The 26,702-nt window shown below is 50.7% G+C and carries 26 protein-coding genes; 2 read left to right on the top strand and 24 right to left on the bottom strand.

The features are described 5' to 3' along the window. Window positions 1–77: 77 nt before the first annotated feature. The 20 genes from DFP95_RS02610 to sucC all read right to left on the bottom strand — a co-directional run bounded on the left by DFP95_RS02610 (window position 78) and on the right by sucC (window position 20,110). Window positions 78–464 (bottom strand): TIGR02530 family flagellar biosynthesis protein, encoded by a 387-nt coding sequence (locus DFP95_RS02610; RefSeq protein ID WP_115990983.1) that lies wholly within the window; start codon window positions 462–464, stop codon window positions 78–80. Continuing rightward, complete coding sequence (gene flgD, locus DFP95_RS02605; protein ID WP_115990982.1) at window positions 457–918, bottom strand: flagellar hook assembly protein FlgD; 462 nt, start codon at window positions 916–918, stop codon at window positions 457–459. Before flgD ends, DFP95_RS02610 begins: the two co-directional genes overlap by 8 nt. 23 nt (window positions 919–941) lie before the next feature. Then, window positions 942–2,366, bottom strand: coding sequence for a flagellar hook-length control protein FliK (locus DFP95_RS02600; RefSeq protein ID WP_115990981.1), 1,425 nt, complete (start codon window positions 2,364–2,366; stop codon window positions 942–944). 38 nt (window positions 2,367–2,404) lie between these two features. Beyond that, entirely contained in the window at window positions 2,405–3,316 is a 912-nt protein-coding gene (locus tag DFP95_RS02595; protein ID WP_115990980.1) for a magnesium transporter MgtE N-terminal domain-containing protein, read from the bottom strand. Window positions 3,317–3,359: 43 nt separating this feature from the next. Next, window positions 3,360–3,806, bottom strand: coding sequence for a flagellar export protein FliJ (gene fliJ / locus DFP95_RS02590; RefSeq protein ID WP_115990979.1), 447 nt, complete (start codon window positions 3,804–3,806; stop codon window positions 3,360–3,362). A 12-nt stretch (window positions 3,807–3,818) separates the two neighbouring features. Further along, window positions 3,819–5,138 carry a flagellar protein export ATPase FliI gene (fliI, locus tag DFP95_RS02585; protein WP_115990978.1) on the bottom strand — a complete coding sequence of 440 codons (1,320 nt, stop codon included), beginning with the start codon at window positions 5,136–5,138 and terminating at the stop codon, window positions 3,819–3,821. Further along, the gene (gene fliH / locus DFP95_RS02580; RefSeq protein ID WP_115990977.1) at window positions 5,125–5,967 is read right to left on the bottom strand and encodes a flagellar assembly protein FliH; all 843 of its coding nucleotides are present in this window, start codon (window positions 5,965–5,967) and stop codon (window positions 5,125–5,127) included. The genes fliI and fliH overlap by 14 nt, the downstream gene beginning before the upstream one ends. Continuing rightward, window positions 5,960–6,970 (bottom strand): flagellar motor switch protein FliG, encoded by a 1,011-nt coding sequence (gene fliG, locus DFP95_RS02575; protein ID WP_115990976.1) that lies wholly within the window; start codon window positions 6,968–6,970, stop codon window positions 5,960–5,962. Before fliG ends, fliH begins: the two co-directional genes overlap by 8 nt. 11 nt (window positions 6,971–6,981) lie before the next feature. Then, window positions 6,982–8,553, bottom strand: a complete 1,572-nt coding sequence (gene fliF, locus DFP95_RS02570; RefSeq protein ID WP_115990975.1) for a flagellar basal-body MS-ring/collar protein FliF — start codon at window positions 8,551–8,553, stop codon at window positions 6,982–6,984. A gap of 91 nt (window positions 8,554–8,644) precedes the next feature. Next, window positions 8,645–8,953, bottom strand: a complete 309-nt coding sequence (fliE, locus tag DFP95_RS02565) for a flagellar hook-basal body complex protein FliE (RefSeq protein WP_115990974.1) — start codon at window positions 8,951–8,953, stop codon at window positions 8,645–8,647. A gap of 58 nt (window positions 8,954–9,011) precedes the next feature. Continuing rightward, window positions 9,012–9,455, bottom strand: a complete 444-nt coding sequence (gene flgC / locus DFP95_RS02560) for a flagellar basal body rod protein FlgC (protein ID WP_115990973.1) — start codon at window positions 9,453–9,455, stop codon at window positions 9,012–9,014. Between the two features lie 3 nt (window positions 9,456–9,458). Then, entirely contained in the window at window positions 9,459–9,872 is a 414-nt protein-coding gene (gene flgB / locus DFP95_RS02555) for a flagellar basal body rod protein FlgB (RefSeq protein ID WP_115990972.1), read from the bottom strand. Between the two features lie 255 nt (window positions 9,873–10,127). After that, a complete protein-coding gene (gene codY / locus DFP95_RS02550; protein ID WP_115990971.1) occupies window positions 10,128–10,895 on the bottom strand; it encodes a GTP-sensing pleiotropic transcriptional regulator CodY in 768 nt (255 codons plus the stop codon). Between the two features lie 203 nt (window positions 10,896–11,098). After that, on the bottom strand, window positions 11,099–12,487 hold the full coding sequence (gene hslU / locus DFP95_RS02545; RefSeq protein WP_147304121.1) for an ATP-dependent protease ATPase subunit HslU: 1,389 nt from the start codon (window positions 12,485–12,487) through the stop codon (window positions 11,099–11,101). 32 nt (window positions 12,488–12,519) lie between these two features. Then, complete coding sequence (gene hslV, locus DFP95_RS02540; RefSeq protein WP_115990970.1) at window positions 12,520–13,065, bottom strand: ATP-dependent protease subunit HslV; 546 nt, start codon at window positions 13,063–13,065, stop codon at window positions 12,520–12,522. An 83-nt stretch (window positions 13,066–13,148) separates the two neighbouring features. Continuing rightward, window positions 13,149–14,480 (bottom strand): FADH(2)-oxidizing methylenetetrahydrofolate--tRNA-(uracil(54)-C(5))-methyltransferase TrmFO, encoded by a 1,332-nt coding sequence (gene trmFO, locus DFP95_RS02535; RefSeq protein WP_115990969.1) that lies wholly within the window; start codon window positions 14,478–14,480, stop codon window positions 13,149–13,151. A 29-nt stretch (window positions 14,481–14,509) separates the two neighbouring features. Beyond that, complete coding sequence (topA, locus tag DFP95_RS02530; protein ID WP_115991347.1) at window positions 14,510–16,606, bottom strand: type I DNA topoisomerase; 2,097 nt, start codon at window positions 16,604–16,606, stop codon at window positions 14,510–14,512. Window positions 16,607–16,664: 58 nt separating this feature from the next. Next, complete coding sequence (gene dprA, locus DFP95_RS02525; RefSeq protein WP_115990968.1) at window positions 16,665–17,846, bottom strand: DNA-processing protein DprA; 1,182 nt, start codon at window positions 17,844–17,846, stop codon at window positions 16,665–16,667. Between the two features lie 145 nt (window positions 17,847–17,991). After that, window positions 17,992–18,918, bottom strand: coding sequence for a succinate--CoA ligase subunit alpha (sucD, locus tag DFP95_RS02520; RefSeq protein WP_115990967.1), 927 nt, complete (start codon window positions 18,916–18,918; stop codon window positions 17,992–17,994). 31 nt (window positions 18,919–18,949) lie between these two features. Beyond that, window positions 18,950–20,110, bottom strand: coding sequence for an ADP-forming succinate--CoA ligase subunit beta (sucC, locus tag DFP95_RS02515; RefSeq protein WP_115990966.1), 1,161 nt, complete (start codon window positions 20,108–20,110; stop codon window positions 18,950–18,952). Window positions 20,111–20,468: 358 nt separating this feature from the next. On the opposite strand from sucC, the gene DFP95_RS02510 reads away from it, so the two are divergent. Continuing rightward, window positions 20,469–20,837, top strand: a complete 369-nt coding sequence (locus DFP95_RS02510) for a hypothetical protein (RefSeq protein WP_115990965.1) — start codon at window positions 20,469–20,471, stop codon at window positions 20,835–20,837. A gap of 73 nt (window positions 20,838–20,910) precedes the next feature. Here the strand turns inward: DFP95_RS02510 and DFP95_RS02505 are convergent, their stop codons facing one another. The 3 genes from DFP95_RS02505 to DFP95_RS02495 form a co-directional block, all read right to left on the bottom strand. Further along, the gene (locus tag DFP95_RS02505) at window positions 20,911–21,750 is read right to left on the bottom strand and encodes a carbohydrate ABC transporter permease (protein ID WP_245987302.1); all 840 of its coding nucleotides are present in this window, start codon (window positions 21,748–21,750) and stop codon (window positions 20,911–20,913) included. After that, entirely contained in the window at window positions 21,747–22,631 is an 885-nt protein-coding gene (locus tag DFP95_RS02500; protein ID WP_115990964.1) for a carbohydrate ABC transporter permease, read from the bottom strand. The genes DFP95_RS02505 and DFP95_RS02500 overlap by 4 nt, the downstream gene beginning before the upstream one ends. A gap of 104 nt (window positions 22,632–22,735) precedes the next feature. Next, complete coding sequence (locus DFP95_RS02495; protein ID WP_115990963.1) at window positions 22,736–24,052, bottom strand: type 2 periplasmic-binding domain-containing protein; 1,317 nt, start codon at window positions 24,050–24,052, stop codon at window positions 22,736–22,738. Window positions 24,053–24,317: 265 nt separating this feature from the next. On the opposite strand from DFP95_RS02495, the gene DFP95_RS02490 reads away from it, so the two are divergent. Then, the gene (locus DFP95_RS02490) at window positions 24,318–25,865 is read left to right on the top strand and encodes a YifB family Mg chelatase-like AAA ATPase (protein ID WP_115990962.1); all 1,548 of its coding nucleotides are present in this window, start codon (window positions 24,318–24,320) and stop codon (window positions 25,863–25,865) included. Window positions 25,866–25,920: 55 nt separating this feature from the next. Here DFP95_RS02490 and DFP95_RS02485 read toward each other — a convergent pair whose 3' ends face one another. Beyond that, window positions 25,921–26,685: a GTP pyrophosphokinase gene (locus DFP95_RS02485; protein WP_115990961.1), complete on the bottom strand. Its 765-nt coding sequence runs from the start codon at window positions 26,683–26,685 to the stop codon at window positions 25,921–25,923. Window positions 26,686–26,702: the final 17 nt, after the last annotated feature.

Raw genomic sequence — 26,702 nt, 5'->3', positions numbered from 1 at the left:
TAGTGGGTGGATTTGAACCGCTTCAATCGGTCGGCGGCTTTCGAGCTTCCTTGGCAGGACCAGCCCGGTTATTTCATTTAACTGACGACTACCGCGCTATCGATTTGCGTGAAAATATGCTCTTTCATAGATTGGCCATCCATAGCGGTCACTACGGTACGGTTAGGAACATTAACGATCATGGCAATGTCTCGGAACAACACCAGCGAATCTTTGGCGCCTTTCGCAGCTGCCTGCTCTATCGCATTGGTAATGCGCTTAATTTGATCGGGCAACAATTCGATGCCTCGCTGCTGCAGCCGTTGTTCGGCGTGGTGGCTGAACTTCAATTGCTTGCTGCTCAGCACTTCGCTGAAAGGTGTGGATTCCGTTACCCCTTGACTGCTTCGATCAATGTTGCGGCTCGGTTGAATCGGACCCGTACGTCCCGTCGACAGATGTCCAACGAGCATCCGGTCACTCATCTGCGGCCGCCTCCTCTTCGTTCTCCGCGGACGGTTCAGCGATAGAGATGATTTCGTCGATCGGCACTTCCGCATCCTCGACTTTGACGTATTGAACACCATCGCGCCATAGTACTGAATTCACGGTGCCTGTATAAACCGAAACTCCGCCTTCCGTTTCCTCGGACCAGGTCACTTCCTTGCCGATCAATCCGGCTACCATTCCGGCCGATTGCCTCAGCGAGGTGATTTCTTTGGACATATTCATCATTTGTTCCAGGGATGAGAATTGAGCCATTTGAGCAATGAACTCTTTGTCCTGCAAGGGCTGCATCGGATCTTGGTTGCGCAGCTGCGTGACCAGGATTTGTAAAAACTGATCCTTGCCTAGTTCTTTAACTGGTTTTCTAGCCGCTGCCTGAACATTCTGAGCCGAATAATAGGGCCAGATATTCTGTGTGCTAATATCAGCCACGGGATTCACCTCCTTAACCGGTACTACGCCGTGACGTTCAATGAACTGCCGAATCCGAATTCCTTCAATGAGGAGTTTCGTTCAAGCTCTGCCGCGAAAACCGCGGGATCTTCGTAAGTATCTCCGTTGCCGCCATTAGAACCGTTGCCGTTGCCCGAGTTCGATTGGCGATGTTCTTGTTGCATGAAGGATGTACCCGTTGAGGATGGGGATTGTTGCACAACCTCAAGCCGTTCAACCTGCAATCCTTGGCTGCTTAATACCGTTTTAAGTTGTGCCATTTGATTATCAAGCAGTTCACGAGCCATAGCGTTATCCGTAATGAATTGCGCCGTAAGCTGGCCGTTATGCATGACGATACGGATATCTACTTGACCAAGATGCTCCGGAGTTAACGATAGCTTCGCTTCGGATATTCCGTTGCCTTGCGTCAATGAAAATTGCTTGACGAGGAATTTCTCCATCTGCTCGGCAAACTGTTGCACCGGTACTTGAACGGGAACGGATGCTTTGCCAGTCAAGCTTTCCGGATTCGCCAACGGGTCGTTCTGCATGAAAGTCCACGCCGGTTGTGCTTCCGAGTTACCAGCTTCTTCAGCGGCTGCTACGGAAGGAACGACTGCTACCTGGCTATTCGTAATCGCCGCATCTGTGCTACCTGTTAAATTGAACCTCCAAATCGGGTCCCGTAACGCCTGTGCCGGACGACGCGGTTCAACCACGACTGTCGCCGCTTGATTAGCCGCTTCTGCCGGGATCGCGTTTCCTTTGCCGGTTGTAGCGACTGCATCGCCTGTCGGTTGAGCTTTAGCGATATCAATCGAGTCGATCGAACTTGAAGGATTAGGGTTAGTTGTCTGAGCCGCCAATGAATTCAGCACGGCTTTCAACTGTCCCGCGAAATTAACCACAAGCTGATTGTCATCATTGCCGGAAACAATGGAAGCAAGCTGTTGCAAAGTTTCGCGTAGAGCTTTGACCAAATTTTGCTTAGGCGTTAGTTGTTGAGTCGGTTCCGTCGTTAAGGCAATTTCCGGAACTTCCGTTAGAACCTCCGCTTGAGCAGGTTGATTCTGGCTCAACTGCTGCATAAGCCCTTGCAGAGATGCAAGTAATCCCGCTAACTGCTCGGCGGCTTCCTCTGATAATTCATCAGCGCCTTGTTCCATTTGTTGTAATTGACTAACAAGCTGAGATAACATTTCCAGCAAATCTTGAGACTGTTCGCCGGCAGCGTCCGAGCCTAGTTGTCCGAGCAACCCTGCCAACCCGACGGGAAGAGTTAAGCCGTTACCGCTTGTTCCAGCGGCATTGCCGCTTCCGTCGATCGCTTGAACTAGAGCGCCTGCAAAGCCGCTTCCCGTTGCCGAACCGGCAGCAGATCCCGTTGTAGCGGATGTCGCACTTTTCCCCGAAGCAATAGGGGTCGATGAGATGGCCATATTCATTTTTTTCACCTCCTCTCCATATTCGAACCGAAGTCGCTTTAAGGATTAGTCGGCATTAATTTACTTATCAGATTAGCTGTCGCTTTCTTATCCAGATCCGACATCGCGGACAGAATATCAGATCTCGGAGCATCGTCCAGAACGCCTAAGATTCGCAAAACCTTGCTTTGATTCGTTCCCGCCAATTGCAGCAACAGCACTGCCGCGTTAGTAGGTTTCATCGTCGAGAAGGTTCTGTTTAGCTCCGCGGTGTCCAACGTTGTGGATTGCTCTCCCGCCTTGAGCTCAAGCTCCTTTATTCGCGATTGAAGAGCGGCGATCTCGCGATTGTCTACCGAATCTGAATCTTTCAGCTTCATGGTGACGTCGGCAGCCTTCTTGGGAGTCATCCGTTCAAGAATTCTGCCCCGCTCCGTATCCGCCATCTCTCCCAATACGAGCGCCGATTCATCCAAGGTTAAATTCTCCAATATCGGAGCCGCTTTACTTGGGGTCATCTTTCCGTACATGTCGGCCAAGGAAGAAATTCGAGCGTGGTACTCATCGTTAGTAATCGTCTTCTCCGCGCTGTCCTTCGTAAGCTGATCTACTTGGACTTGCAGACTATCGATTTGTTTTTTCTGCTCGACCGTTTGCTCGGTCGCTTGTTTCAATGCCGTTTCCCGATCTACGAGGAGAGCGTTAAGCTCCTCCACCTTCGTTTTGGCGTTGTTTACCGTTATTTCTTCATCCGTATTCGTCGATGTCTCCTGAGGGAGATCCGGATCCGGCAGCATCGACTTAATGACCGGAACCTTGTTCCCCATCTCAAGCGCGGCGTTCCGCCACTCCGTGTTGAACATCAACAGCAATACGCCTAGCAATACTGCGGTAAACAAGATCGGGGTAACAAAAAAGAGAAATCGTTCGAATCCGCTGTAACTGCTTTTTTCCACATCCGCGTTCGCCACGATTCTCCCTCCCTTCTCTTGCAATGCGTTAGCTTGCTTTCATTCAACCCCGCGAGGCTGAAGCAGCGCGAACGATCGCGATTTCGTCCAACTCGTTCTGTTCTTTCGCCAACCTATCGATCCGAAATCTCTCAAGCGCCCTATCTCTGGTGTTGAGCCATACTTTTTCGTCGACCATTTTATCCTTCAAATGACCTTGACGCTTAATAACCAAACCTTCTGCGGAGCGAACTCCTTCGCGTTGCCGTTGAATTCGTTCGTCCAATACTTCTATGTAACGCTGCAATATCCTCAGTTCAATCATTGACGTAGGTCTTTCAGACGTTTCCTGCAAGGAACGCTCCTGACCGCGCCGCTCTTCGAATAATTGCTCCAGGCGTTCTTCCTCGGTTCGCAACATCCCGAGCGATGCCGCATATTCCCATTCCGCCATCGATTTTTCGCTGCCTTTAAGATCTACGATCTTCTGCAAGGGATATCGGAATCTCATATTCGCTTATTCTCATCTCCTGTAGAAATCGATGATCAGCCGCTCTTGCGCTTCTTCCAACGTAACCTTCTCGTTCGTACGTTGCTGTGTAAAGGTTTTAATGAGATCGTAAAATTGGATCGCCTTATCGATCTCCGCATTGGATCCCCGCTGGTAGGCTCCGATATTAATCAGATCCTCGGAGTCGCGATATACGGCAAGCAAACGTTTCAGTTGCTCCGCGGCGCTCTGCTGCTCGTCGCTGATAATATCCTTCATCACCCGGCTGACGCTGGATAACACGTCGATCGCCGGGAAATGCCCCTTATTGGCCAAATTGCGATGAAGCACGATGTGTCCGTCCAATATGCCTCGAACAGCATCGGCGATCGGTTCGTTCATGTCATCGCCGTCGACGAGAACGGTGTAGAACGCGGTAATCGAACCCGTTGGGCCTGTCCCCGCGCGCTCAAGCAGCTTAGGAAGCGCAGCGAATACGGAAGGCGTATATCCTCGCGTTGCCGGAGGTTCGCCGATCGCAAGGCCAACCTCGCGCATCGCCATCGCATAGCGCGTGACGGAATCCATCATCAGCATGACGTTCAGGCCGCGATCGCGGAAATATTCGGCAATCGTCGTCGCGATGAGCGCCCCTTTAATGCGGATGAGAGCCGGCTGGTCGGACGTCGCGACGATGACGACGGATCGTGCGAGTCCCTCCGGTCCCAAATCTTTCTCGATGAACTCGAGAACCTCCCGCCCGCGTTCTCCTACGAGCGCAATCACGTTTACATCCGCCGACGTATTCCGGGCTACCATGCCGAGCAGCGTACTCTTCCCGACGCCGGAACCGGCGAATATTCCTACCCTTTGCCCTTGACCTACCGTAAGTAAACCATCGATTGCCCTAACGCCGACACCAAGAGGGTTTTTGACTCTTGGACGTTTTAGGGGATTCCCAGGCGAATTATGCGTCGAATAGTGCGGCATTCTCATCGGCAAGGTCGAGCCGTCTAACGGCTTGCCTAACCCGTCTAGCACCTTGCCAAGCAGCTCGGACCCGACTTGCACCGTCAGTGGCCCACCGGTGGCGACAACGTCGCAGCCTGGGCCTACCGAATGAAGATCTCCCAGCGGCATGAGCAACACTCGATTGTCACGAAAGCCGACGACTTCCGCCAACACGGGTTTACCGTTTTTCATCGGATGGATCGTGCACACATCGCCGATGCTGGCATCGGGTCCTTCGGATTCAACGGTCAAGCCGATGATCTGGATCACTTTCCCGTTCACTCGAACGGGATCCATTAGACTTAGAGCTTCCGTATAACGGCTAATATCAAGGCGCGACATCGTTGTCACTCTCCTTGGACCCATGAGCGACCACTTTGAGCAGTTGCTCCTTAACGGCCTCCAATTGAGTATCAATTCGAGCATCGATACTCCCAAAGGAGGATCGGACGATACAACCGCCTTCTTTAATAGATGAATCCGGAACGATCTGAAGCTCTGCCTGCGCATCCAACGCAACGATCAGTTCATCCTTCGCGGCTTCCACGTACGCGTACTGCGAAGGGGAGACGCATAGAACGATGACTCCCTGTTCTTTTCTCCGCGATAGCGCTTTTTCGAACAGCTTCATGGACATTTCAGGAGCTTTGGATATTTTGCGATTCAGAATCTTCTCGGCGATCGAGCAACTCAGCTCCACTAAGAAAGCTTCGCCTTCGGCGATAACGGCTTCTTTAGTCGCATAGGCGCGTTCGACGATAGCTTGAGCTTCGTGCAGACGCGATTCCCATTGTTGCTGAGCGTCCGCCTCCGCTTGACCCGCACCTACTTGGTAACCCTCGTCGTAACCTTCGCGGCTGGCTTCCTCGCGATGCCGATCATCCTCTTCTCGACGGGATTGCCACCAGACCTCGGCTTCTGCCGTCGCTCTTTCCCGAATATCGGATGCTTCCGCCTGAGCCTGAAGCAGGATCTGCTTCGCCGTCTGCTCCGCGTCCGCGATAATGCGGTCTTTCAAAGATTGTGTTTCGACATCAATCGTCTGATTTCCTTCGCCGTCGACACCCGAATCCGAAATATTTTGCGGATCAGCCGTTATTTTGCGAATGAATTCTAATCTCCTTAGATCTTCCAGCGAAACGACATGAGAGGACTTGATGAGATTAGACAATAATATCGTCTCCTCCGCCACGAGCGATAATGATCTCCCCGGCTTCTTCCAGTCTGCGGATCGTCGCTACGATGCGAGTCTGAGCCTCCTCGACGTCACGCAACCGCACCGGCCCCATGTATTCCATTTCTTCCTTGAACGTTTCGGCCATTCTCTTGGACATGTTTCGGAAAATCGATTCGCGAACTTCTTCGCTGGCCACTTTAAGCGCCAATTGGAGATCGGCATTTTCGATATCGCGGATAATACGCTGAATGGACCGATTGTCCAGATTGACGATATCCTCGAATACGAACATCCGTTTTTTGATTTCCTCCGCAAGCTCCGGATCCTGTATCTCCAAAGAATCCAATATCGTGCGTTCCGTCCCGCGGTCTACGCCGTTCAAGATTTGAACGATTGCCTCGATGCCTCCGGCATTCGTGTAGTCTTGGGTCACCGTGGATGATAGCTTCTGCTCCAGAACCCTCTCGACCTGAGCGATAACCTCAGGCGAAGTACTATCCATCAACGCGATCCTACGCGCAACTTCTGCTTGCTTCTCCTGCGGAAGGGACGATAGTACGGCGGAAGATTGTTCCGGCTGCAAGTAAGAGAGAACCAATGCTATCGTTTGCGAGTTTTCGTTCTGTATAAAGTTAAGGATTTGCGACGGTTCCGCCTTGCGGGCGAAATCGAAGGGTCGAACCTGTAACGTTGCGGTCAGCCTGTTGAGAATATCCAGCGCCCGTTGGGAACCGAGCGCCTTCTCCAAAATTTCTTTCGCGTAAGTGATACCGCCCTGGGTGATATACTCCTGCGCGACGCATATTTGGTGAAATTCGCTAAGTATCATTTCCTTCTCGCCGCCGTCGACCTTTCGAACGTTGGCGATCTCGAGTGTGAGCTGCTCTATTTCGTCATCCCGCAGATGTTTGAACACCTGAGCGGATACTTCCGGTCCTAAGGTTATGAGCAGAATAGCCGCCTTCTGCCTACCGGATAACTGAATTCCTTTCGCCACCACTGCCACCTCTATTCATCCACTAACCATGTCCGGAGAAGATTGACGAACTCGTCCGGCTTGCGTTTCGCCAAGCTCTCCAATTGCTTGCGCACTTGGCTTTCGTTAGCCACGCTGTCGATATCGATCGTTGGCAATTCCACGCGCGGCATTGCTTCGAGTTCGGCCGCTTCGCGCTGAGCTTTGCGACGGCGATACAGATAATATCCGCCTCCGCCAAGTAAAGCTAAGGCCAGCAGACCGGCTCCGGCTAACCAGTATGTCGAAGGCGTTGTGCCGCCGCTCGAATCCGCGTTCACGGAGAACGTTTGAGCCAATAGCGACACTCTCTCAGCCAACGCCTCCGAAGTTAACTCCAACCCGGAATCGGCTAATAACGCTCTGACGTTGTTAAGCAAGGCACCTTTAATCTCGTCCAGCCGTTCCTGAGTCATGTCTGCAGAGTCTATTCCGACGTTTACAGATATGTCCTTCACTTTGAATGGACCGTAGTCGATATTATTAGTGATAGTGCTGACTTCATAGTTCACGATATTATGAACTTTCTCCGACGATGAAGATCCTGTTCCTCCAGCGCCCGGGTAATTGGAAACGTCCGTTTCTCCCGTCCCTGCTACGCCGCCGGACTGTCCGTCCGCGCCTTCGTAAGTTTCGTTCGAATTCTCTTCGCTTCGAATAATTCCTTTATTATCGTTGTCCGGGAGAGGCTGAACGAGCTTTTCCTCCGAAATCTTCCTATCGAAATTCAACGACGATACAACGCTAACGACCATGTTGTCCATGCCGACGATCGGATTAAGGAATTGCTGAATGTTTCTCTTCAACGAATTCTCGAATTCGTTCTGAATCGCGAACTGAGTTTCGAAGAGTGCTCCACCTGATGCCGCGCCTCCGCCTAATTGGGACGACGGGGTCAAGTCTCCCGTGCTGCTGCTTATCGTAACGTCTTTGATATCCAGCTTGGGAACGGAAGATTTAACAAGATTGTAGTAGCTGTCGATTTCCTCTTGCTTCGGTCTGAATCCCGGTTTGAATGTAATCACGACCGCGGCCGAAGCCTTCTCTTTATCGGCTTCGTTCAGGAATACCGAATCTTCCGGCAAAGTCACGATAGCCTTGACCCTCGCGATTCCTTGCTTGCTCATGAGCAATTGCTGGATTTCCCCATTGAATGCATCGCGAAGCTTAACGTCGAACTCCTGGTTCGTCGTACCGATGGTCGAGGAGTTCTCGCTCATCTTAGCGAAAGAACTGATCGTGCCATATTGCACGAGACCTTGCGAACCTACATCCACTTTTACTTTCGAAGCCGAAGCGCTAGGAACGGAAATGCTGGTTCCGGCATCCCCCAGTTTATAGCTGACTCCGTTAGCGTCCAAATACTCCATGACCGCCGCAGCATCCGTACTATCCAAGTTTTGGAAGGCGACCTGATACTCGGTTCTAGTGAACAAGTACGTTAGTAATATGATGGCAAAAATCAATAAGGCTGCTGTTGAAGCGAGAACCCATTTTTGCGCCTTGCTGTACTGGTTCCAGAAACCAAGTAGCTTTTCTCGAACCTGTGCCCACTTCTCGTTCACGATTTCACCTCACCTGCGGTTGGCACAACAGTTGAAACGGAATGATCCGCACTCTCTCTGTTGCGTTGATACAACGTTCAATAGGACTAGGCTACATTTGCATGCGCATAATCTCTTGATAGGCTTCAATTACCTTATTTCGTACCTGCGCGGTCAATGAAAGGCTTAATTCCGCCTGCGTCGCGGCGATTATGACTTTATTCTCGTCTACTTCCCCGATAAGAAACTGGTCGTTTACTTTATGTACGTTTTGTTCTTGGGCGGCTACTCCGTCGATTGCGCTTTTTAGAAAAGTCGCAAAACTTTCGGTCGCTTCGGCGGGAGTCGTTTCTTTCGTTGTTTGAAGCGCGTTTATGTTGGGTAATAGACCGACAGGACTGATCATCGAGTTTGTAATCATGTTTGTTGCACCCCGCTCTCATCTCTCGTTATGTCATACGTTGCTTAGCTGCGGTTTCTTAACGTCCCATCTCCAAAGCTTTCATGAACATTGCTTTTCTTGCGTTCAAGGCTGTTACGTTCGCCTCGTAAGACCGAGTTGCCGCAAGAAGGTCAACCTGTTCTTTCAGAATATCGACATTAGGCAAATAGACCATTCCGCTCGCATCCGCATCCGGATGGGTCGGATTGTATACTTGCTTAAACGGCGTGGAATCCTCCTGTATGGCCGTGACTTGCACGCCTTGCGCAGAGTTGCCGTTCATTTGCTGTGCCAGCATATCCTGAAACCGGGGTTGCACGGCTTCCATCACGACCATTTTGCGTCGATAGGGAACGAACTGTCCGTTCACATATCCGGCGCGAGTCACTTCGGCATTTGCGATATTTGCCGAAATCACGTCCATCCTAAGACGCTGTGCCGTTAACGCCGAAGCGCTTATGTCGAAACCGCCTAACTTCATTCGTTACGCACTCCCTTGAATACCAATTCGCATCATTTTGGCTTCGTGACCGACTTGCTGACTGAGAAGGTTGTACCGGAGTTGGTTCTCCGCCAACAATGCCATTTCTTTATCCATATCCACGTTGTTGCGGTTGTTATTAATAGCTGTCGACTCGTCGGAGACCACTTGCGGCGACGGAGAAGGGTAAGCCCCGTTGATCGGAATATGACGAGGATCGGTCAATTTGCCCGCAAGCGCCTTTGTTCCTTGTCCGCCTATGGCTTGGGTCAAAAATTCTTCGAAAGCCACGTCGGATCTCTTGAAATAGGGAACATCGACGTTAGCAATATTGTTTGACAGTACGCGTTGTCTCATCGTCGCAGCGTTAATTGCGTTCTCTAAGCGATGAAACGCAGCGCCACCTAATACTTCCATTCAAGTCGCCTCTTTTCGCTGTAGATGAGAATTTCTTAATTAGGCCATTTCAAGTGTATTCCACGCTAAGAACTCATATTCCTGCTCAAAACGACAGGATTTTCCTCATTTCTACAAATAAACCTACACGATATGACAAATTAAAAATTTCTAAGAACATCATCTACGACAAGCGGTCTTGTGACAATAAGAAAAAAGCCCTAATCTTTTATTCAAAGATTGGGCTTTCGTGACAATTCGTCGAATTTTATCCTTCTATTTTCGGCTTGCAAGTTCATACAATAACTGGGAATTTAGAATGCGAATATAGGTGCCTTTCATACCGAGCGAACGTGTCTCGATTACGCCGGCGCTTTCGAGTTTCCGCAGTGCATTAACGATTACAGACCTAGTAATACCTGCCCGGTCGGCGATTTTGGAAGCGACGAGAAGCCCCTCTTTCCCTTCCAACTCTTCGAAAATCTGCTCAACGGCTTCCATTTCGCTAAAGGAGAGCGAATTGACGGCAACGGAGACAATCGCCTTGCTTCTAGCCTCTGTTTCCCTCTCTTCTATCCTCTCGCGGAGTATCTCCATACCTATGATCGTAGACCCATATTCCGCTAAAATAAGATCGTCGTCCCCAAAAAATTTATTCTCTCTAGATAGGACTAAAGTACCAAGTCTGTCGCCGCCACCTATAATAGGAACTATTGTTATGATCTCGTTTTTGAATATCTCGTCGAACAGGGTTAACGTTTCCTCATCTGAAGAGAGATCGGCGACCGTCTCCGATATACGCAAAAGGCGTTCGTTTGTCTCCGTCGGAAACCTTAATCCTTCGGGTTGCTCGGTTCGAAGCCAGCTATCCGGAAATCCAGCGGATAGCGACGAACCTAGAACTTTGCCCTTCCTACTGAGGACGAAGACGTTTACTTCCATCGTCTCCCGAAGACCTTCCGCCATCTCGCGGAAATTTAGCGGTTTGCCGGCAGCTTCCTGAAGTAATTTGTTAAGCGTCCGGGTTTTCATCAACAGCTTCATGAATTGTGCTTCCTCCTAGTACGACAATCAAATAAACCCACTTTGCATTAATAGTGATGGCAAAGTTTGTTGCGTCAAATGATCCAGCTATGTATCGGATTTTCAAATCTAATCTATACAGAGCTCTCCGAATCCTCGACAAACGGATACGCCGTCCATCGGACGGCGTCGTTCGTTCCTATCGAGCGATTGGTGTATGGCAACTACAGAATATATTGACTTAAATCCTTATTGCTTGCAATGCTCGCCAGCTTCTCCCTAACATATTCCGGAGTTATCTCCATCGCCTCCAGTTGCAGTTCAGGAGCTTCGAAGGAGAGGTCCTCCAGCAACTTCTCCAATAGCGTATGAAGTCGGCGAGCACCGATATTCTCCGTATTGTGATTGACTTCCTGAGCCATGCGCGCCAGCTCGGAGATAGCGGCATCCGTGAAAGATATACGAATTCCTTCCGTTTGCAAAAGCTGAGTGTATTGTTTCGTCAACGCATTTTGCGGTTCCGTCAATATCCGGATGAAGTCGTCGTCCGTCAAGCTGCTTAGCTCTACGCGAATAGGGAACCGCCCCTGCAACTCCGGAATCAGATCCGAAGGCTTGGCGATATGAAACGCGCCTGCGGCCATGAAGAGCACGTAGTCGGTTTTGACGGGGCCATACTTGGTCATGACGGTAGACCCTTCGACGATTGGGAGAATATCCCTCTGCACGCCCTCGCGCGAGACGTCAGGCCCTTGTCCGCGACCTTGACTCGCGATCTTGTCTATCTCGTCGATAAAGATGATGCCGGATTGTTCCGCGCGTCTAACCGACTCGGAGATGACGTCGTCCATATCGATGAGTTTGTTAGCTTCTTCAACAATCAATACTTTACGGGCTTCCTTGACGGTAAGCCGGCGTTTCTTGCGCCGTTTAGGCAGAAACTGTCCCAACATCTCTTGCATGTTCCCCATCTGTTCTTGACCGGGCCCGCCGAGCATATCTAGCATGTTAGGCGAATTATCTTCAACTTCGATTTCGATCGTATCGTTCTCCAACTCTCCGGCGTCCAACTTCGCCTTCGTATCCTTCCTCTTATCATGGAGGCTTGGATCCACTGGCTCCGGCTCATCGTTTGGCGTGCTTATGCCGCCAAACAACATTTCGAGCGGGTTTTTCTGCGATTTCGGTTTTGCGGGCGAAGGAACCAGCAAAGCGGCTAAACGTTCGTTAGCGGCTTTCTCTGCCCGATCCTTCACTTTCTCCGTCCGCTCTTCCTTAACCATGCGTATAGCCGTCTCTACGAGATCCCGGACCATGGATTCGACATCTCTGCCGACATAGCCGACTTCCGTGAATTTCGTCGCTTCGACCTTTATGAATGGTGCATGAACGAGCTTCGCGAGCCTTCTGGCGATTTCCGTCTTTCCTACACCTGTCGGCCCGATCATCAAAATATTCTTAGGGACGATCTCATCGCGTATTTCTTCGGGCAATTTGCTGCGGCGGTAACGATTGCGAAGCGCAACGGCAACCGACCGTTTAGCCGGCTTCTGGCCTACGATGTATTTATCCAATTCCGCCACGATCTGGCGAGGCGTTAGCGAATCGTTCATGAGATCCTCTCCTTTGCGCTTGTCAAGGTTCATCATCCTATTTCCTCGACGATCAGGTTATTGTTCGTGAATACGCATATTTCCGCGGCCGTTTCCAATGCCGCGCGCGCAATCTGCTTCGCGTCCATATCAGGAGCGTGTTTTTTGAGCGCTCTCGCGGCTGCTAAAGCGAAGCTTCCGCCGGAACCGATCGCCAGAATGCCATCATCCGGCTCGATGACTTCGCCGTTGCCGGACAATAGCAGCATGCCCGTAGCGTCGACGACGATCATCATTGCCTCCAGCCTGCGAAGCACCCGATCCGAACGCCAATCCTTGGCCAATTCAACCGCGGCGCGTTGCAGGTTGCCATGATGCTCCTCCAGCTTCCCTTCGAACTTCTCGAATAACGTAATCGCGTCCGCGACCGAACCCGCAAATCCGGCTATGACTTGGTTGCGATAGAGCCTGCGAACTTTTTTCGCCGTATTTTTCATGATCATGCTGTTGCCGAAAGTTACCTGTCCGTCGCCCGCGATCGCGCCTTTCCCGTTATGCCGGACCGCGCAAATCGTCGTGGCATGAAAACTCATATCCATGGGCTGAACCTCCCGATCATTGTTGTTATTAAAGCCGCAAAAGCAGCGGCTTATGGAGATATACGCTGCCGCTGCTTGATAGGTTACAAAACGGAACTATGCTTGAGCTCCGCGTTTAGCTCGTCGATGCTCGCAAGAGCACGCGCAGCGATCGCATCGTTCTTCTCTTTCTTACTGCGCACGCGGTGACCGAGGGGCGGAAAAAGACCGAAATTCGCGTTCATCGGCTGGAAATGCTTGAAATCGGCCGTCGTAATGTAATTCGCCATACTTCCCAGTGTCGTATGGTCCGGCAACGTCAGGGGCTCCATGCCCTTGGCTAGCCTTCCTGCGTTTAGCCCGGAGATCAAGCCGGAAGCGGCCGATTCAACGTATCCTTCAACGCCCGTCATCTGCCCCGCGAAGAAGAGCGAATCTCTTCCTCGGAATTGATAGGTCGCTTTCAAAAGCTTAGGGGAATTGATAAAAGTATTGCGGTGCATCACTCCGAAACGAACGAATTCCGCGTTCTCGAGGCCGGGAATCAACGAGAAAACCCGTTTCTGCTCTCCCCACTTCAGATGAGTTTGGAATCCTACGAGATTATACAGCGTCCCTGCAGCGTTATCCTGTCGTAATTGAATGACGGCGTGCGACTTCTCTCCGGTACGTGGATCGATCAAGCCTACCGGCTTCATCGGACCGAACAATACCGTTTGCTTGCCCCGCTTGGCCATAACCTCGATCGGCATGCAGCCTTCGAAATACATCTCTTTCTCGAAATCCTTGACCTCCGCCGTCTCCGCGGTCGTCAGAGCCTCGTAGAAAACATCGAACTGAGCTTCCGTCATCGGGCAGTTCAAATAAGCGGCTTCGCCCTTGTCGTACCTCGATGCCAAAAACACTTTGTCCAGATCGATAGAGTCCTTCTCGACAATAGGTGCCGCCGCGTCGAAAAAGTAAAAGTATTCTTCGCCCATCAGCTGCTTGATGCTTTCCGATAGCTCCGGAGACGTAAGAGGACCCGTTGCGATCACGACGATACCCTCTTGAGGGATTTGCGTGACTTCCTCGTTCTTGACCGTAATAAGGGGGTGCTCGCGAAGCCGCTTGGTAACCTCGGCCGAGAATCCGTCGCGATCTACCGCTAGAGCTCCTCCGGCAGGTACCGCGTGCTGATCTGCGCACGACAGGATTAGGGAATCCAGCCTTCTCATTTCTTCCTTCAATACGCCTACCGCGTTGGCTAGGCCGTTTGCTCTTAGACTATTACTGCATACCAGTTCGGCGAACTCGCCCGTGTGATGGGCAGGCGTTTTCTTAACCGGACGCATCTCGTATAACGTGACGGGTACGCCTTGCTTGGCGATTTGCCAAGCGGCCTCGCTGCCGGCAAGACCCGCGCCGATCACCGTAACGGATTGGACTTCATTCAAAGCGATAAACCTCCTAAGCAGCCTAGCTGTTATTCTGCGGCCTCTTCCGCGTCGTCGACGTTCTCCGAGTGGGTGCAGACCGTGCAATGATATTGTATTTCGCCTTTGACGCGCTTCTCCACCATCATCCCGCCGCAGCTAGGACACGGCTTCGCGACCGGCTTATCCCAAGAGACGTAGTCGCATTCGGGATAGAGGTTGCAGCCGTAGAACATGCGCCCCTTCTTGCTTCGCCTTTCGACGATTTGGCCTTCCGCGCATTTCGGGCAATGAACGCCGGTATCCTTGATAATCGGTTTCGTATTCCGGCAATTCGGGAAACCCGAGCATGCCAGGAACTTGCCGAAGCGTCCCATTTTATAAACCATTTGGCTTCCGCATTTATCGCATACTTCGTCGGAGGGCTCATCTTTGATTTCGATTTCCTTCATCTCTTCTTCGGCGAAATTCAATCTCACCTCGAACGATTTATAGAAATCCCCGATAACGTTAACCCAATCCTGAGTCCCTTCCTCGACATGGTCCAAGTCGCCTTCCATGTTGGCAGTGAACTCCGCGTCCAGTATCTCCGGGAAAAACTCCTCCATGAGTTGGATCACCAGCTCGCCAAGCTCCGTCGGAATGAATTTCTTCTCTTCCATAGCAACGTAGTTCCGTTTCTGGATCGTCTCCAACGTCGGAGCGTACGTGCTTGGGCGTCCGATACCGAGTTCCTCAAGCGTCTTAACCAGTCTTGCTTCCGTAAAACGCGGCGGCGGCTGGGTGAAATGCTGCTTGGGTTCGATTTGATCGGAGTTTACGTTGTCGCCTGCGGCTAAAGCGGGAAGCAAACGGTCTTCGTCCGTCGTTCCATCGTCGTTGCCTTCGACGTACACCTTCATGAATCCGGCAAATTTCAGCTTCGAACCATTCGCGCGAAATACGACAGGCCCATCGGCTAGATCGACCGTCATCGTATCCAGAACGGCGGACGCCATTTGGCTGGCGACGAATCGTTCCCAGATTAGCTTATATAAGCGCAGTTGGTCTTTAGAAGTAAAAGCCTTAACGGATTCCGGATCCCGCAGTACGGATGTCGGGCGAATCGCTTCATGCGCGTCTTGTGCGCCGGCATTCTTCTTCGTGTACACGCGCGGCGTTTCCGGATAAAATTTCTCGCCGTATTTGCCTTCGATAAATTCTTTGGCTTCTTCCTGCGCGATCGGAGAAATTCGCGTGGAATCCGTACGCATGTAAGTGATGAGACCGACTGTTCCTTCTTTTCCGAGATCGACCCCTTCGTATAACTGCTGGGCGATCTGCATCGTCTTGGACGCTCTGAAATTAAGCTTGCGCGCCGCTTCCTGTTGAAGGGAGCTCGTAATGAACGGAGGCGAAGGATTGCGTTGCCTTTCCTTCTCTTTCACTTCTCCGACGGTAAAGCCGGAGGTCCCTAGCTGGGCGAGCACTTCCTTCACGTCCGACTCGCTCGTTAGCTCTTTCTTCTCTCCGTTCAGCGAATGAAACTTGGCTTCGAACGAAGCATTCCCCTTTAGCAGATGCGCGGTTATGCTCCAATACTCTTCCGGAATGAACGCGTTGATCTCGTTCTCGCGGTCGTAAATAAGCTTAACGGCAACCGACTGAACCCGGCCCGCGCTTAACCCTTTTTTGACTTTCTTCCATAATAGGGGGCTGATCTTGTATCCGACGAGACGGTCCAACACCCGCCTTGCTTGCTGGGCATTGACCAAATCCATATCGATCGGTCTAGGATTCTTAAATGCATCCTTGACCGCTTGTTTCGTGATTTCGTTGAACACGACGCGGCATGCGTCTTTCTCGTCTATCTCGAGATAATGCGCCAAATGCCATGCGATCGCTTCGCCCTCTCTGTCGGGGTCAGCCGCTAGATAAACTTTTTTGACTTTCTTGCTGGCATCGCGGAGCTCCTTCAGAATGCTCCCCTTGCCTCGAATCGTAATGTATTTAGGCAAAAAATCGTTATCCACTTCTACCCCGATCTGGCTCTTGGGTAAATCGCGAATGTGCCCCATGGACGCTTTGACGATAAATTTGCTTCCTAAATATTTTCCGATCGTCTTGGCTTTAGCCGGTGATTCCACGATAACGAGTGAATCCGCCACGTCCATTCCTCCTCTCCTACGGTCGACAAGTCCTTGTGCCTATGTGCAAATGTCTTCATTAAAGGACATGATATACGGAACCGGGTTGCTGATGAATCCGTCGTTTTATCTGTAAAGATAACAGAACCGAGTGTAAATGTCCAAATGTCATCCCGGATTGTACCGTAAGATCGTCTCTGGAACAAGGCTGATCGAGTAAAATATTATAGATGCGACTTTCGTCGGGAGTAAGGACGGCCGTTTCGGAATCAGCGCTTGCGGTTTCCGGCAGACTAATCGCGAACAGCTCTCTCGGAGGCAATCTATGGGAATAGGCCTGGAAAATATCCGACTCGTCCAGAACCGGGTTCGCCCCTTTCCTGAAGTATTCCAGTGCTCCTTTGCTACGGGGCGACGTCACTTGACCAGGAACGACGAAAATGTCCCGATTGTACCCTAGCGCCAAATCCGCCGTGATCAAAGCCCCGCTTCTTTGGGCTGCTTCCACGACTATGACTCCGAACGACAAACCGGCGATAATCCTGTTGCGCAAGGGAAACAGACCGGGTTTAAGGATCGTATCCGGAGGACTTTCGGAGATAATGAGGCCGTGGACGGCTAACTCCCGGTATAAGGATTTGTTCTCCGGCGGATAACAGACGTCCACGCCCCCGGCCAATACCGCGATCGTCCCGTAATCGCCGCGTAAGGCGCCGGAATGGGCCGCGGCATCGATACCCCTGGCAAGACCGCTAACGACCGTCATGCGCTGCGCGCAGCCGGCCGCGATATCCTCCGTCATCTTGCGTCCGTATCCTGTAGCCAGACGCGTTCCGACGATCGCGATCGCCGGATTGGACGTCAACTCCCATTTCCCCTTGTAATAAAGTATCCAAGGAGGATCATTGATCTGGTAGAGCAAATCGGGGTATTCCTCGTCCAGATAGGTAACAACCTTCATCTCCCGCGTCTCATGCCTTCGAGCTCGTCTTACCGCGGCTTCCGGCGTTAAGCTTGCCACGATCGCGCTCGCTTGGCTTGCATGAAGCCCCATATCCTTCCAATCCATCGGCATGAAATGGGAAGCGTGCTTCAACGAATCTTTTCCTTTCTTGAGTCCATGCAAGAGGATCGTCGCAATCGAGATTCTGCCCACGCCATCCGTTTCGTGCAAAGCTATCAACGTCTCTCTCGTAATCCCCGTTTGCCGCGCTTCCGATCGGGTTACCGCCGGAACGGATCCGTTTTTCTCTTCCGCCATATGAACATCGCTCCTTATCCATGGATGGGCAATCGCAAGAACGCAAAAAAACCTCCCACTCCCTCGATGAGGGGGCAGAAGGCTGCTTGCCTTGCCGAAAGCTTCTTATTAAGAAGCTCAAATTTCACATAAGCTCAATGTACCATTAACCTTTGCATTTTTCCAGCAAGCCTTTTTCCTCGAGAACGGCGACAAGAGTCGCGCCCATGTCGGAAGGTGTCGGAGCAACGCGAATGCCGCAAGCTTCGAGTACGGAGATTTTCTCTGCCGCAGTTCCTTTGCCGCCGGAAATAATCGCGCCTGCATGTCCCATGCGCTTGCCTGCGGGGGCCGTAGCGCCTCCGATAAAGCCGACTACGGGTTTCGTCATGTTCGCTTTCACCCATTCAGCCGCTTCTTCTTCCGCCGTACCGCCGATTTCGCCGATCATGATGACCGCATACGTATCCGGATCTTCGTTAAACAGCTTAAGGATATCGATAAACTCGGAGCCTTTAACCGGATCTCCGCCGATGCCTACCGCCGAAGATTGTCCGATTCCGCTCGAAGTCAGTTGATGAACCGCCTCGTAAGTCAAAGTTCCGGAACGGGAAACAACGCCTACATGGCCTTTCTTGTGAATATAACCAGGCATGATACCGATTTTGATCTCTCCCGGCGTAATAACGCCAGGGCAGTTCGGTCCGATCAGGCGAGTTTTCTTGCCTTCCATGAAGCGCGTAACTTTAACCATATCAAGCACCGGAATTCCTTCCGTAATACAGATAACGAGGTCAAGCTCGGCATCTACCGCTTCCATGATCGCGTCAGCCGCGAACGGAGGAGCGACGTAGATAACGGACGCTGTCGCGCCAGTTGCGTCAACGGCTTCGCGTACCGTGTTGAATACCGGCAAGGATACGGTCGTGCCATTCTCCAAGTTGAAATCGACGTTCGTTCCGCCTTTACCAGGCGTGACTCCGCCAACCATTTGCGTACCATAATCCAATGCACCCTTGGCGTGGAAATTTCCCGTTGCGCCCGTGATGCCTTGGGTGATCACCTTGGTGTTTTTATCGATCAAAATACTCATGATTATACACTCCCCGGTAGGTTCTCCCTAGTCATTGCACGAGCGACACGATTTTTTTCGCGCCGTCGGACATGGAATCCGCAGCCACGATGTTCAGGCCGGATCCGTTCAAGATTTCTTTACCCAATGCTACGTTCGTGCCTTCGAGACGGACGACGAGCGGACGATCCAGACCCAAGTCGCGAGCCGCAGCCACGACGCCCTCGGCGATAATATCGCACTTCATGATGCCGCCGAAGATATTAACGAAAATCCCTTTGACGTTAGGGTCGGAAAGGATAATCTTGAACGCTTCGGTTACTTTTTCTTTCGTTGCGCCGCCGCCAACGTCAAGGAAGTTAGCAGGCGATCCGCCGAAATATTTAATAATGTCCATCGTTGCCATTGCAAGACCGGCTCCATTAACCATACAGCCGATGTTGCCGTCCAAGGCGATGTAGGACAAATCGAATTTGGATGCTTGGATTTCCTTCGCGTCTTCTTCGTCCAAATCGCGAAGCTCGACGATGTCTTTATGACGGAACAAAGCGTTGGAATCGAAGTTTAGCTTGGCGTCGAGCGCCATAACGTCACCCGAACCCGTAACGACGAGAGGATTGATCTCGGCGATGGAGCAATCTTTATCTTCGAACGCTTTGTACAACGCGAGCATGAATTGCACCGCTTTGTTGATTTGACCTGCAGGAATCTTAATGTCGTAAGCCAATTGACGGGCTTGGAAACTCAGAAGTCCGACAGCGGGATCGACAACGACTTTGACGATTTTCTCGGGAGAATGAGCGGCTACTTCTTCGATATCCATGCCGCCTTCTTCCGAGCCCATCATAACGACGCGTCCGGTTCCCCGGTCGACGACGACGCCGATGTAATACTCTTTCTTAATGTCGCAGCCTTCTTCGATCAGAAGACGTTTGATTTCTTTGCCTTCAGGACCCGTTTGGTGCGTGACCAATACTTTGCCGAGTAATTCTTTAGCGTAAACCGCTACGTCTTCCACGCTCTTGGCGATTTTAACTCCGCCGGCTTTACCGCGTCCGCCCGCATGGATCTGGGCTTTAACGACGGTTACCGCGCTTCCGAGTTCTTTCGCGGCGCTTACGGCTTCTTCGACGGTAAACGCCACTTTGCCGCGCGGCACGTTAACGCCATACTGTTTCAAGACTTCCTTGCCTTGATACTCATGAATATTCATGACTCTGGCATCCTCCCGTTGTGCGCTTTAATATCGAGTGCGAATGTCGTAAACGGCAATAAAGCCGAACGCATTCGTCACAGGTGACTTTCTGTTAGCGATTCGATTTATCGCCCATAGCTGTCACACAAATGAATTTATGTAACAAAACCTTCACCATTGTAACACTATTTGATTAACGGTTCCTCACTTTTTCATCAATTTATTAGTCTAATTTGGCAATGGTTTCATCTCATATTGATATGGGAACAAGGCAAACATATATAGCTTTTGCTATTCATCGGGTTATTATTCCGGTTCCCGCGGAACATTCCCCGCAGACGTTACGTCATTAATGGGTAGTAAAGGAGGAATTTCCATGAAACGGTTAGCAATAATATGGATCATTCTCTGCTGCATAATAGCGGCCGGTTGCGGCAGGGCAACGAGTTCCTTCGAAACGCATATCGAAGAGGTTCGCTCGGATAGTTTGTTGGTCGCTTGTTCCGATGAAGCCAATAAAGGGAAAAAGGGCGGCATCGACAGTATCGGCTACGTTTGCACGGTGAAGCTGACCGACCGAACGATTGTACGGGATGAAAAGGGCAACCTGTCGACGGTCGGTCTTTTATCCGCAGGCTCGTCCGTCAAACTGAATTTAACCCGGTCCGTCGATATCCGAGGTGCCTTTGAAAAGGGAAAAGCTCCCGATCTTACGGCGAAAGAGATCGTTATAATCAAGATCTGATAGGCCGTGGGCCGGATTCAACGAACAAAAAGACGCACCGCAAGGGTACGTCAAATGCTGACTTATACGGGGATCAGCCTTTAATGCTGCCTGCGGTTAATCCTTCGATAATTTGTTTTTGCAGAACTGCGTAAATAATCATAACCGGAACGACGCTGTATACGATCCCCGCCGACATTTGCGCGTAATTCGTATTATAGGTATCGCGGAATCCGACCATACCGACGGGCAGAGTACGCAGTTCATCTGTGGAGATGAAGAAATTCGCAAGGAGAAACTCGTTCCAGTTCCCAATGAAGTTCAGGATAAATACAGTCACCAGTGCCGGGATTGTAAGGGGAAAAATGATTTTTGCGAAAACGCCCTTTGCGCTCAAACCATCCATTACGGCGGCTTCTTCGAGTTCGCTCGGAATCGAGCGCATAAAAGCCGACAAAATGATGACGTTCAAAGGTATTGCCCCTGCGGTATAGGGGATGATGAGCGCCAAATGGGTGTCCAATATCCCGGCATCCATTAACATAATGAAGATAGGCAGCAATAAGGCATTACTGGGAATGAGCATGCCGATCAAGATAAATTGGTACATCCCTTTGCTCAATTTCCAAAACCTCATCCTCGTAATTGCAAATGATGCCATGGCCGCAAAAACAATTGTCGCGATCGAACAAAGAGTTGCGATATACAAGCTATTCAAAAAGTAAACGCTGATTTTCGCATTCACCCATGCTTCGTAATAGTTTTCAAAATGAAAAGATGAAGGGAAACCGAACGGATTGCTCGCAATCGCCTGATTATCCGACTTTACTGAAGAAAAGAGGACGAACAGGAACGGGTAAAGGATCACGATCACATAGATTAGTAAAATAATATGGCTGATACTCTTTTGCACCGATCTTACCGTCATCGTCATGAGTATTCGACCCTTTCAATTCTTCTGGCAATCAGCAATTGGTATAACGCGGTAAGAATTAACGTGAAAACGAAAATCAATACCGCTATGGCGTTGCCGTATCCGTATTTTATATTCGTTATTCCGTATTTAATCATGTAGGTTGACATGACATCCGTTGCTCCCCCCGGACCGCCTCTCGTCATGATGATGACAATATCGGCCGCTTTCATCGCGCCCGCGATGGAGAGCATGATGACAACGGATATGATGGGAGTGATGAGCGGCACCGTGATTCGGGTCGCGCGCATGAAGCTTCCCGCTCCGTCGACGATCGCGGCTTCGTCGATTTCCCTCGGAATCGATAAGATCGCGGCGAGAACCATGACGATATAGAATCCGGTCCACTGCCAAGCATTTGTTATTAAGATCGAGAACATGGCCCAATTCGGGTCGGATAACCACATGACGGGCTGCAGGCCGAGTTTCATGAGAATCAAATTAAACAAGCCGATATCCGGCTCGTAGATGAAGCTCCACAAAATGCCGATCACCGCCGTAGACATGACGGAGGGGACGAAAACCGCCGTTTTATATAATCCCTTGAGTTTCTTTACGTTGCTGATCAACAGCGAGAAAAAGACGATCGCGGGTACTTGCACGACAACCGAAAACAGAATGAAATAAGCGTTATTTTTGACGGCGCTCCAAAATTTATCGTCCGTTATCGCTTTCTCGAAGTTGTTCAACCCGTTAAATCGGGCCGCTTCGACGCCGTTCCAATTCGTAAAGCCTTTGATGAAAGCCGCGAACATCGGATAAATGAAAAACAGGATATAAAGCACGATGACGGGCAACAAAAACAACGCATACGTCCACGGGCTTCTAAGCGCTTTATTCATCGTTACCTCCGTGATGATCAGACATCATCCATATCGATCCTTACTTATAAAAAGTACCACCCACTCTAAGGCGGGTGGTACTTTTCAACCTATTTCTTACTCGTTTAATCGTCTGCGCTATTGGCTTCGGCTTGAACCTTTTGAACGCCGTCCAGCATCGCCTTTGCCGTGATTTTCCCGCCAATTAATTTTTGGATTCCTTCGCTAAGCGCCGTATTGACGTCCGGTTGAACCAAAGAATCGAAAGCAGGGAAGGCGCCGCTCGATTTGTTTCCAACGGCGATGATTTCTTTCACTAGATCGGAAACTTTGGCTTTGGCCAACTTGCCCGCGTCTACTTTCATGGATGGCAGGACGCCGTCCGCTTCCAAACCGCGAATTTGCATTTCGTCGTTGTACATGTTTTTAATAAACGATTTAATGACGGCCATTTGCTTTTTATCCTTTTTGACTTTGGCCGAGAAGCCGTAACCGTTGGAGAAACCGCCGTTCACCGCGGTTTGGCTTCCTTTGCCGTTCGATACTTTCGGCATCGGGAAGTATCCGATTTTGTTCGTCAAATCCCCGGCTTGCTTAGGATCCGCGAACACGCTGGATGCCCATGAACCATCGTACATCATAGCGGCTTCGCCGCGAATGAGCTGGTTGCGCTGTTCCGCGTATTCTAGACCGAGTTCGCCTTCTTTGAAATAGCCTTTTTTCACCCAATCCGCGTATTTATTAAAAGCAGCTACCATTTCCGGGCTGTTCCATTTGGTTTTTCCTGTCGAGAATCCGGCGCTAATATCCGGACCGGCATAACGGGCCCACAACGTATTGGCTGCCATTAACGGAACCCATGCCGCTTTGGAAGCTTGGGCAAACGGTGTTTTCCCGTCTTTTTTTATAGAGTCGGCTAATTTCTCAAGGTCTTCCAGCGTTTGTGGGATCTTAAGGTTTTTGGCTTTAAAGTATTCTTTATTGTAGAAATACCCTTCTTGATAGCCGCCGATCGGCAAACCGTATACTTTGCCGTTTACCGTAAATTCGCCTAAAGATATAAATTTATTTTGCAGGCCGAGCTCTTTAAGAATAGGCGTAAGATCGAGCAGTCTTCCAGCTTGCACGTACAATTGAGTGTCGGAGCCGCCGAACAGGTCGAAAATCGGCGGAGGATTGTTGATGACCATTTCCGAACGCAGTTTCTCTTTGCGGTTTACGTCGGAGTCCACGCCGTCCAACTTGAATTGTACGCCCGGAACTTCCTTTTGAACCTTCTTCAAAACATCGTTAAGTATATTAAGTCGTTGTTGTTTCGACTCGCCCAATTGCGTATGACGTACCTTGATGGTTATGCTTTTTGTTGCTGCGCCCACTGAACTTATGGCCGTTGTCGCCACAAGAATCACGCTGAGCACAATCAATAGAAGACTTTTTCTCATGAATCGCGTGCCTCCTAAAATATATTTAATTCGCTTCCAATGTCAATTATAGTAGGATTAGTAAATTGTGGTAAGTTACCTAATCCATTATGAAGGGATAATTTTATCTAATGACTTCTTGCAAGTAATTACATCGTGTCCGAGATCATTTCCTCGGGATTGACACATCCGTCTTAGCGAGGTAGACTGGACGCATATGGAAGTCGATTCGGAAGGAAGCACCTTCCCGTACGTTAACTAACGTCGGAGGAAGGTGCTTTTTGTTATGTATGTGAAGTTGCTAAGCGCGAGCGTCTTAGGCGTGGAAGGGCGTTTTATTGAGATCGAGGTAGACATTTGTTCCGGTTTACCGCAGGTTTCGGTTGTTGGACTTCCGGATTCCGCAGTAAGAGAATCCGTTGAGCGCGTGCGTGCGGCAATCAAGAACGGCGGCATGAAGTTCCCGATGGACCGAATCACGATTAACCTCGCTCCCGCGGATCTTCGCAAAGAGGGCAGCGCGTTCGACTTGGCAATCGCCGCCGGCATCTTGTGCGCGAGCGGTCAAGTGGACGCCGGCTTACTTGAAGATACATTGTTCATCGGCGAACTTTCCCTTAACGGAACGGTAAGGAACGTACCCGGCGTATTGCCGATGACCGAGCTCGCTCGCCGCGCGGGAATACGCCGGGTCGTCGTCCCTCATTCCTCGGTAGTCGAGGCTTCTCTTATATCGGGAATCGATGTTTTCGGCATTTCATCCCTGGCGGAGTGGATACATGGATTCGTCGATGATCCGAAAATCGATGCGGAGTCTATCGCTTCGCGCGGAGCAAACCTCAATCCGCAACTCTCCGCTCCGCAGGAAGCCGAGTTGGACTTAGCCGACGTCATCGGGCAAGAACAAGGAAAGCGGGCACTAATTATCGCAGCCAGCGGAATGCATAACCTGCTGTTCGTCGGACCTCCCGGAACCGGTAAAACGATGTTGTGCCGAAGATTGCCGACGGTTATGCCTCCGCTTACCGATGAAGAAGCGCTGTCCGTGACGAAAATATTCAGCGTTTGCGGGAAACTCGGGCAACTTCGGTCCGGCTTAATCCGCCGACGTACATTTCGCGCTCCGCACCATACGATCTCGCAAGCCGGACTCATCGGCGGAGGATCCATTCCGAAGCCCGGAGAAGTTACGTTAGCACATCATGGCATTCTGTTCCTGGACGAGATGCCCGAATTTTCGAGAATGTGCCTGGAAGCGTTGAGACAACCTCTGGAAGATAGGGAGGTCACGATCGGGAGAGCGCGCGGCGTTTGCCGCTTCCCTGCCCGCTTCATGCTGGCGGCTTCAATGAATCCCTGTCCGTGCGGATTCAACGGCGGCGGCATTCATGACCGTCCTTGTACATGCACGCCTATCGCTATCGCGCGTTATCGGGCGCGCATGTCCGGACCTCTGGCGGATCGACTGGATTTGCAAGTCGAATTGCCTCGTCAGACGGTACGAGCAACTTCAGAATCCGGTATGTCCTCCTCCCAGGCTAGGGAAATCGTCTTGGAAGCAGCCTATAGGCAGAAATCCCGCTATGCCAAACACGGCATCCAGTGGAACAGCCAACTACAAGGGCCTTTATTAAAAAAATACGCAAAGCTGTCCTCCGATGCCGAGATGCTTCTCCAGCAAGTTTTCGAGCAGCTTGGACTCAGCTTCCGCGCTCATGACCGGATATTGAAGATGTCCCGCACGATCGCCGATTTGGCGGATAGAGAATCGATAAGATCGGAAGACGTCGCGGAGGCTATCGGCTATCGTTGCTTGGACCAGGCGGTTGAATAACGCAAAACGGCAATACCCTCCGATGAAAGAGGGTATTGCCGTTAGCATGAAGCAACTATTCTTTTCCTTGTCCGATGTCGATTAGTTCCAGCAACGCCGCCGGAATTTGAAACTCTTGATCGCGAATGATGATTCGTTTCGAACCGTTAGCGGCTTCTTCTTCCTGATTTTCCTTGATTTCGGAAATTTCGTTATGAAGTCGCTCCATTTGCTTATCCAAGGCTGCCGCGGAATCCGCGGCCTCCTTCAACTCTTGAAGCAGCCTTAACGGCACCGCTTCGTTGTACTTGTAGAAGATCTTATGCTCCAGGCTCGCCCAGAAATCCATCGCGATCGTCCGGATTTGCACCTCCACGCACACGTTCTCGTGCCTGTCGGACATATATACCGGAACCTCTACGATCATATGAAGGCTTTGATACCCGTTAGGCTTCGGATTCTTGATGTAATCCTTCATGTCTACGATCGTAAGATCGCTCTGGCTTCGCAGCATTTCGCTGATACGGTAAATATCCGTAACGAACGAACAAGTGATTCTTAACCCGGCGATATCCTTAATGCTATTCTTGATGCTTGGAAAGGAAATATCCAAACGCTTGCGGTTAATCTTGCTCAATATGCTTTCCGGAGACTTGAGCCGCGACTTCGTATGCTCGATCGGATTGTAATCGTGCAGGAAATGAAATTCTTCTTTGAGAATCTCGATTTTCGTCTCCAACGAGTCGAGCGCGAATTTGTACATCATCATGAAACGGGTGATCTCGTCTTTGAATCTCTTGAATTGCTCCATCGGTAGCGGTAAGTTGCTGCTCAGATTCATTCACCCTTTGCTCGTTT

The sequence above is a fragment of the Cohnella lupini genome (assembly GCF_003386205.1).
Taxonomy (GTDB): domain Bacteria; phylum Bacillota; class Bacilli; order Paenibacillales; family Paenibacillaceae; genus Cohnella; species Cohnella lupini.
This window is presented reverse-complemented; position numbering and strand designations above follow the sequence as displayed.

Bases quoted from the DNA above. Each gene is read 5' to 3' on its own strand.
- codY (WP_115990971.1), bottom strand. From the start codon at position 10,895: ATGAAGCTGTTGATGAAAACCCGGACGCTTAACAAATTACTTCAGGAA.
- DFP95_RS02505 (WP_245987302.1), bottom strand. From the start codon at position 21,750: ATGACGATGACGGTAAGATCGGTGCAAAAGAGTATCAGCCATATTATT.
- DFP95_RS02510 (WP_115990965.1), top strand. From the start codon at position 20,469: ATGAAACGGTTAGCAATAATATGGATCATTCTCTGCTGCATAATAGCG.
- hslU (WP_147304121.1), bottom strand. From the start codon at position 12,487: ATGAACGATTCGCTAACGCCTCGCCAGATCGTGGCGGAATTGGATAAA.
- DFP95_RS02495 (WP_115990963.1), bottom strand. From the start codon at position 24,052: ATGAGAAAAAGTCTTCTATTGATTGTGCTCAGCGTGATTCTTGTGGCG.
- fliE (WP_115990974.1), bottom strand. From the start codon at position 8,953: ATGATTACAAACTCGATGATCAGTCCTGTCGGTCTATTACCCAACATA.
- sucD (WP_115990967.1), bottom strand. From the start codon at position 18,918: ATGAGTATTTTGATCGATAAAAACACCAAGGTGATCACCCAAGGCATC.
- DFP95_RS02600 (WP_115990981.1), bottom strand. From the start codon at position 2,366: ATGAATATGGCCATCTCATCGACCCCTATTGCTTCGGGGAAAAGTGCG.
- DFP95_RS02500 (WP_115990964.1), bottom strand. From the start codon at position 22,631: ATGAATAAAGCGCTTAGAAGCCCGTGGACGTATGCGTTGTTTTTGTTG.
- flgB (WP_115990972.1), bottom strand. From the start codon at position 9,872: ATGGAAGTATTAGGTGGCGCTGCGTTTCATCGCTTAGAGAACGCAATT.
- DFP95_RS02490 (WP_115990962.1), top strand. From the start codon at position 24,318: ATGTATGTGAAGTTGCTAAGCGCGAGCGTCTTAGGCGTGGAAGGGCGT.
- DFP95_RS02485 (WP_115990961.1), bottom strand. From the start codon at position 26,685: ATGAATCTGAGCAGCAACTTACCGCTACCGATGGAGCAATTCAAGAGA.
- hslV (WP_115990970.1), bottom strand. From the start codon at position 13,065: ATGGATATGAGTTTTCATGCCACGACGATTTGCGCGGTCCGGCATAAC.
- flgC (WP_115990973.1), bottom strand. From the start codon at position 9,455: ATGAAGTTAGGCGGTTTCGACATAAGCGCTTCGGCGTTAACGGCACAG.
- sucC (WP_115990966.1), bottom strand. From the start codon at position 20,110: ATGAATATTCATGAGTATCAAGGCAAGGAAGTCTTGAAACAGTATGGC.
- DFP95_RS02610 (WP_115990983.1), bottom strand. From the start codon at position 464: ATGAGTGACCGGATGCTCGTTGGACATCTGTCGACGGGACGTACGGGT.
- fliI (WP_115990978.1), bottom strand. From the start codon at position 5,138: ATGTCGCGCCTTGATATTAGCCGTTATACGGAAGCTCTAAGTCTAATG.
- fliJ (WP_115990979.1), bottom strand. From the start codon at position 3,806: ATGAGATTCCGATATCCCTTGCAGAAGATCGTAGATCTTAAAGGCAGC.
- dprA (WP_115990968.1), bottom strand. From the start codon at position 17,846: ATGGCGGAAGAGAAAAACGGATCCGTTCCGGCGGTAACCCGATCGGAA.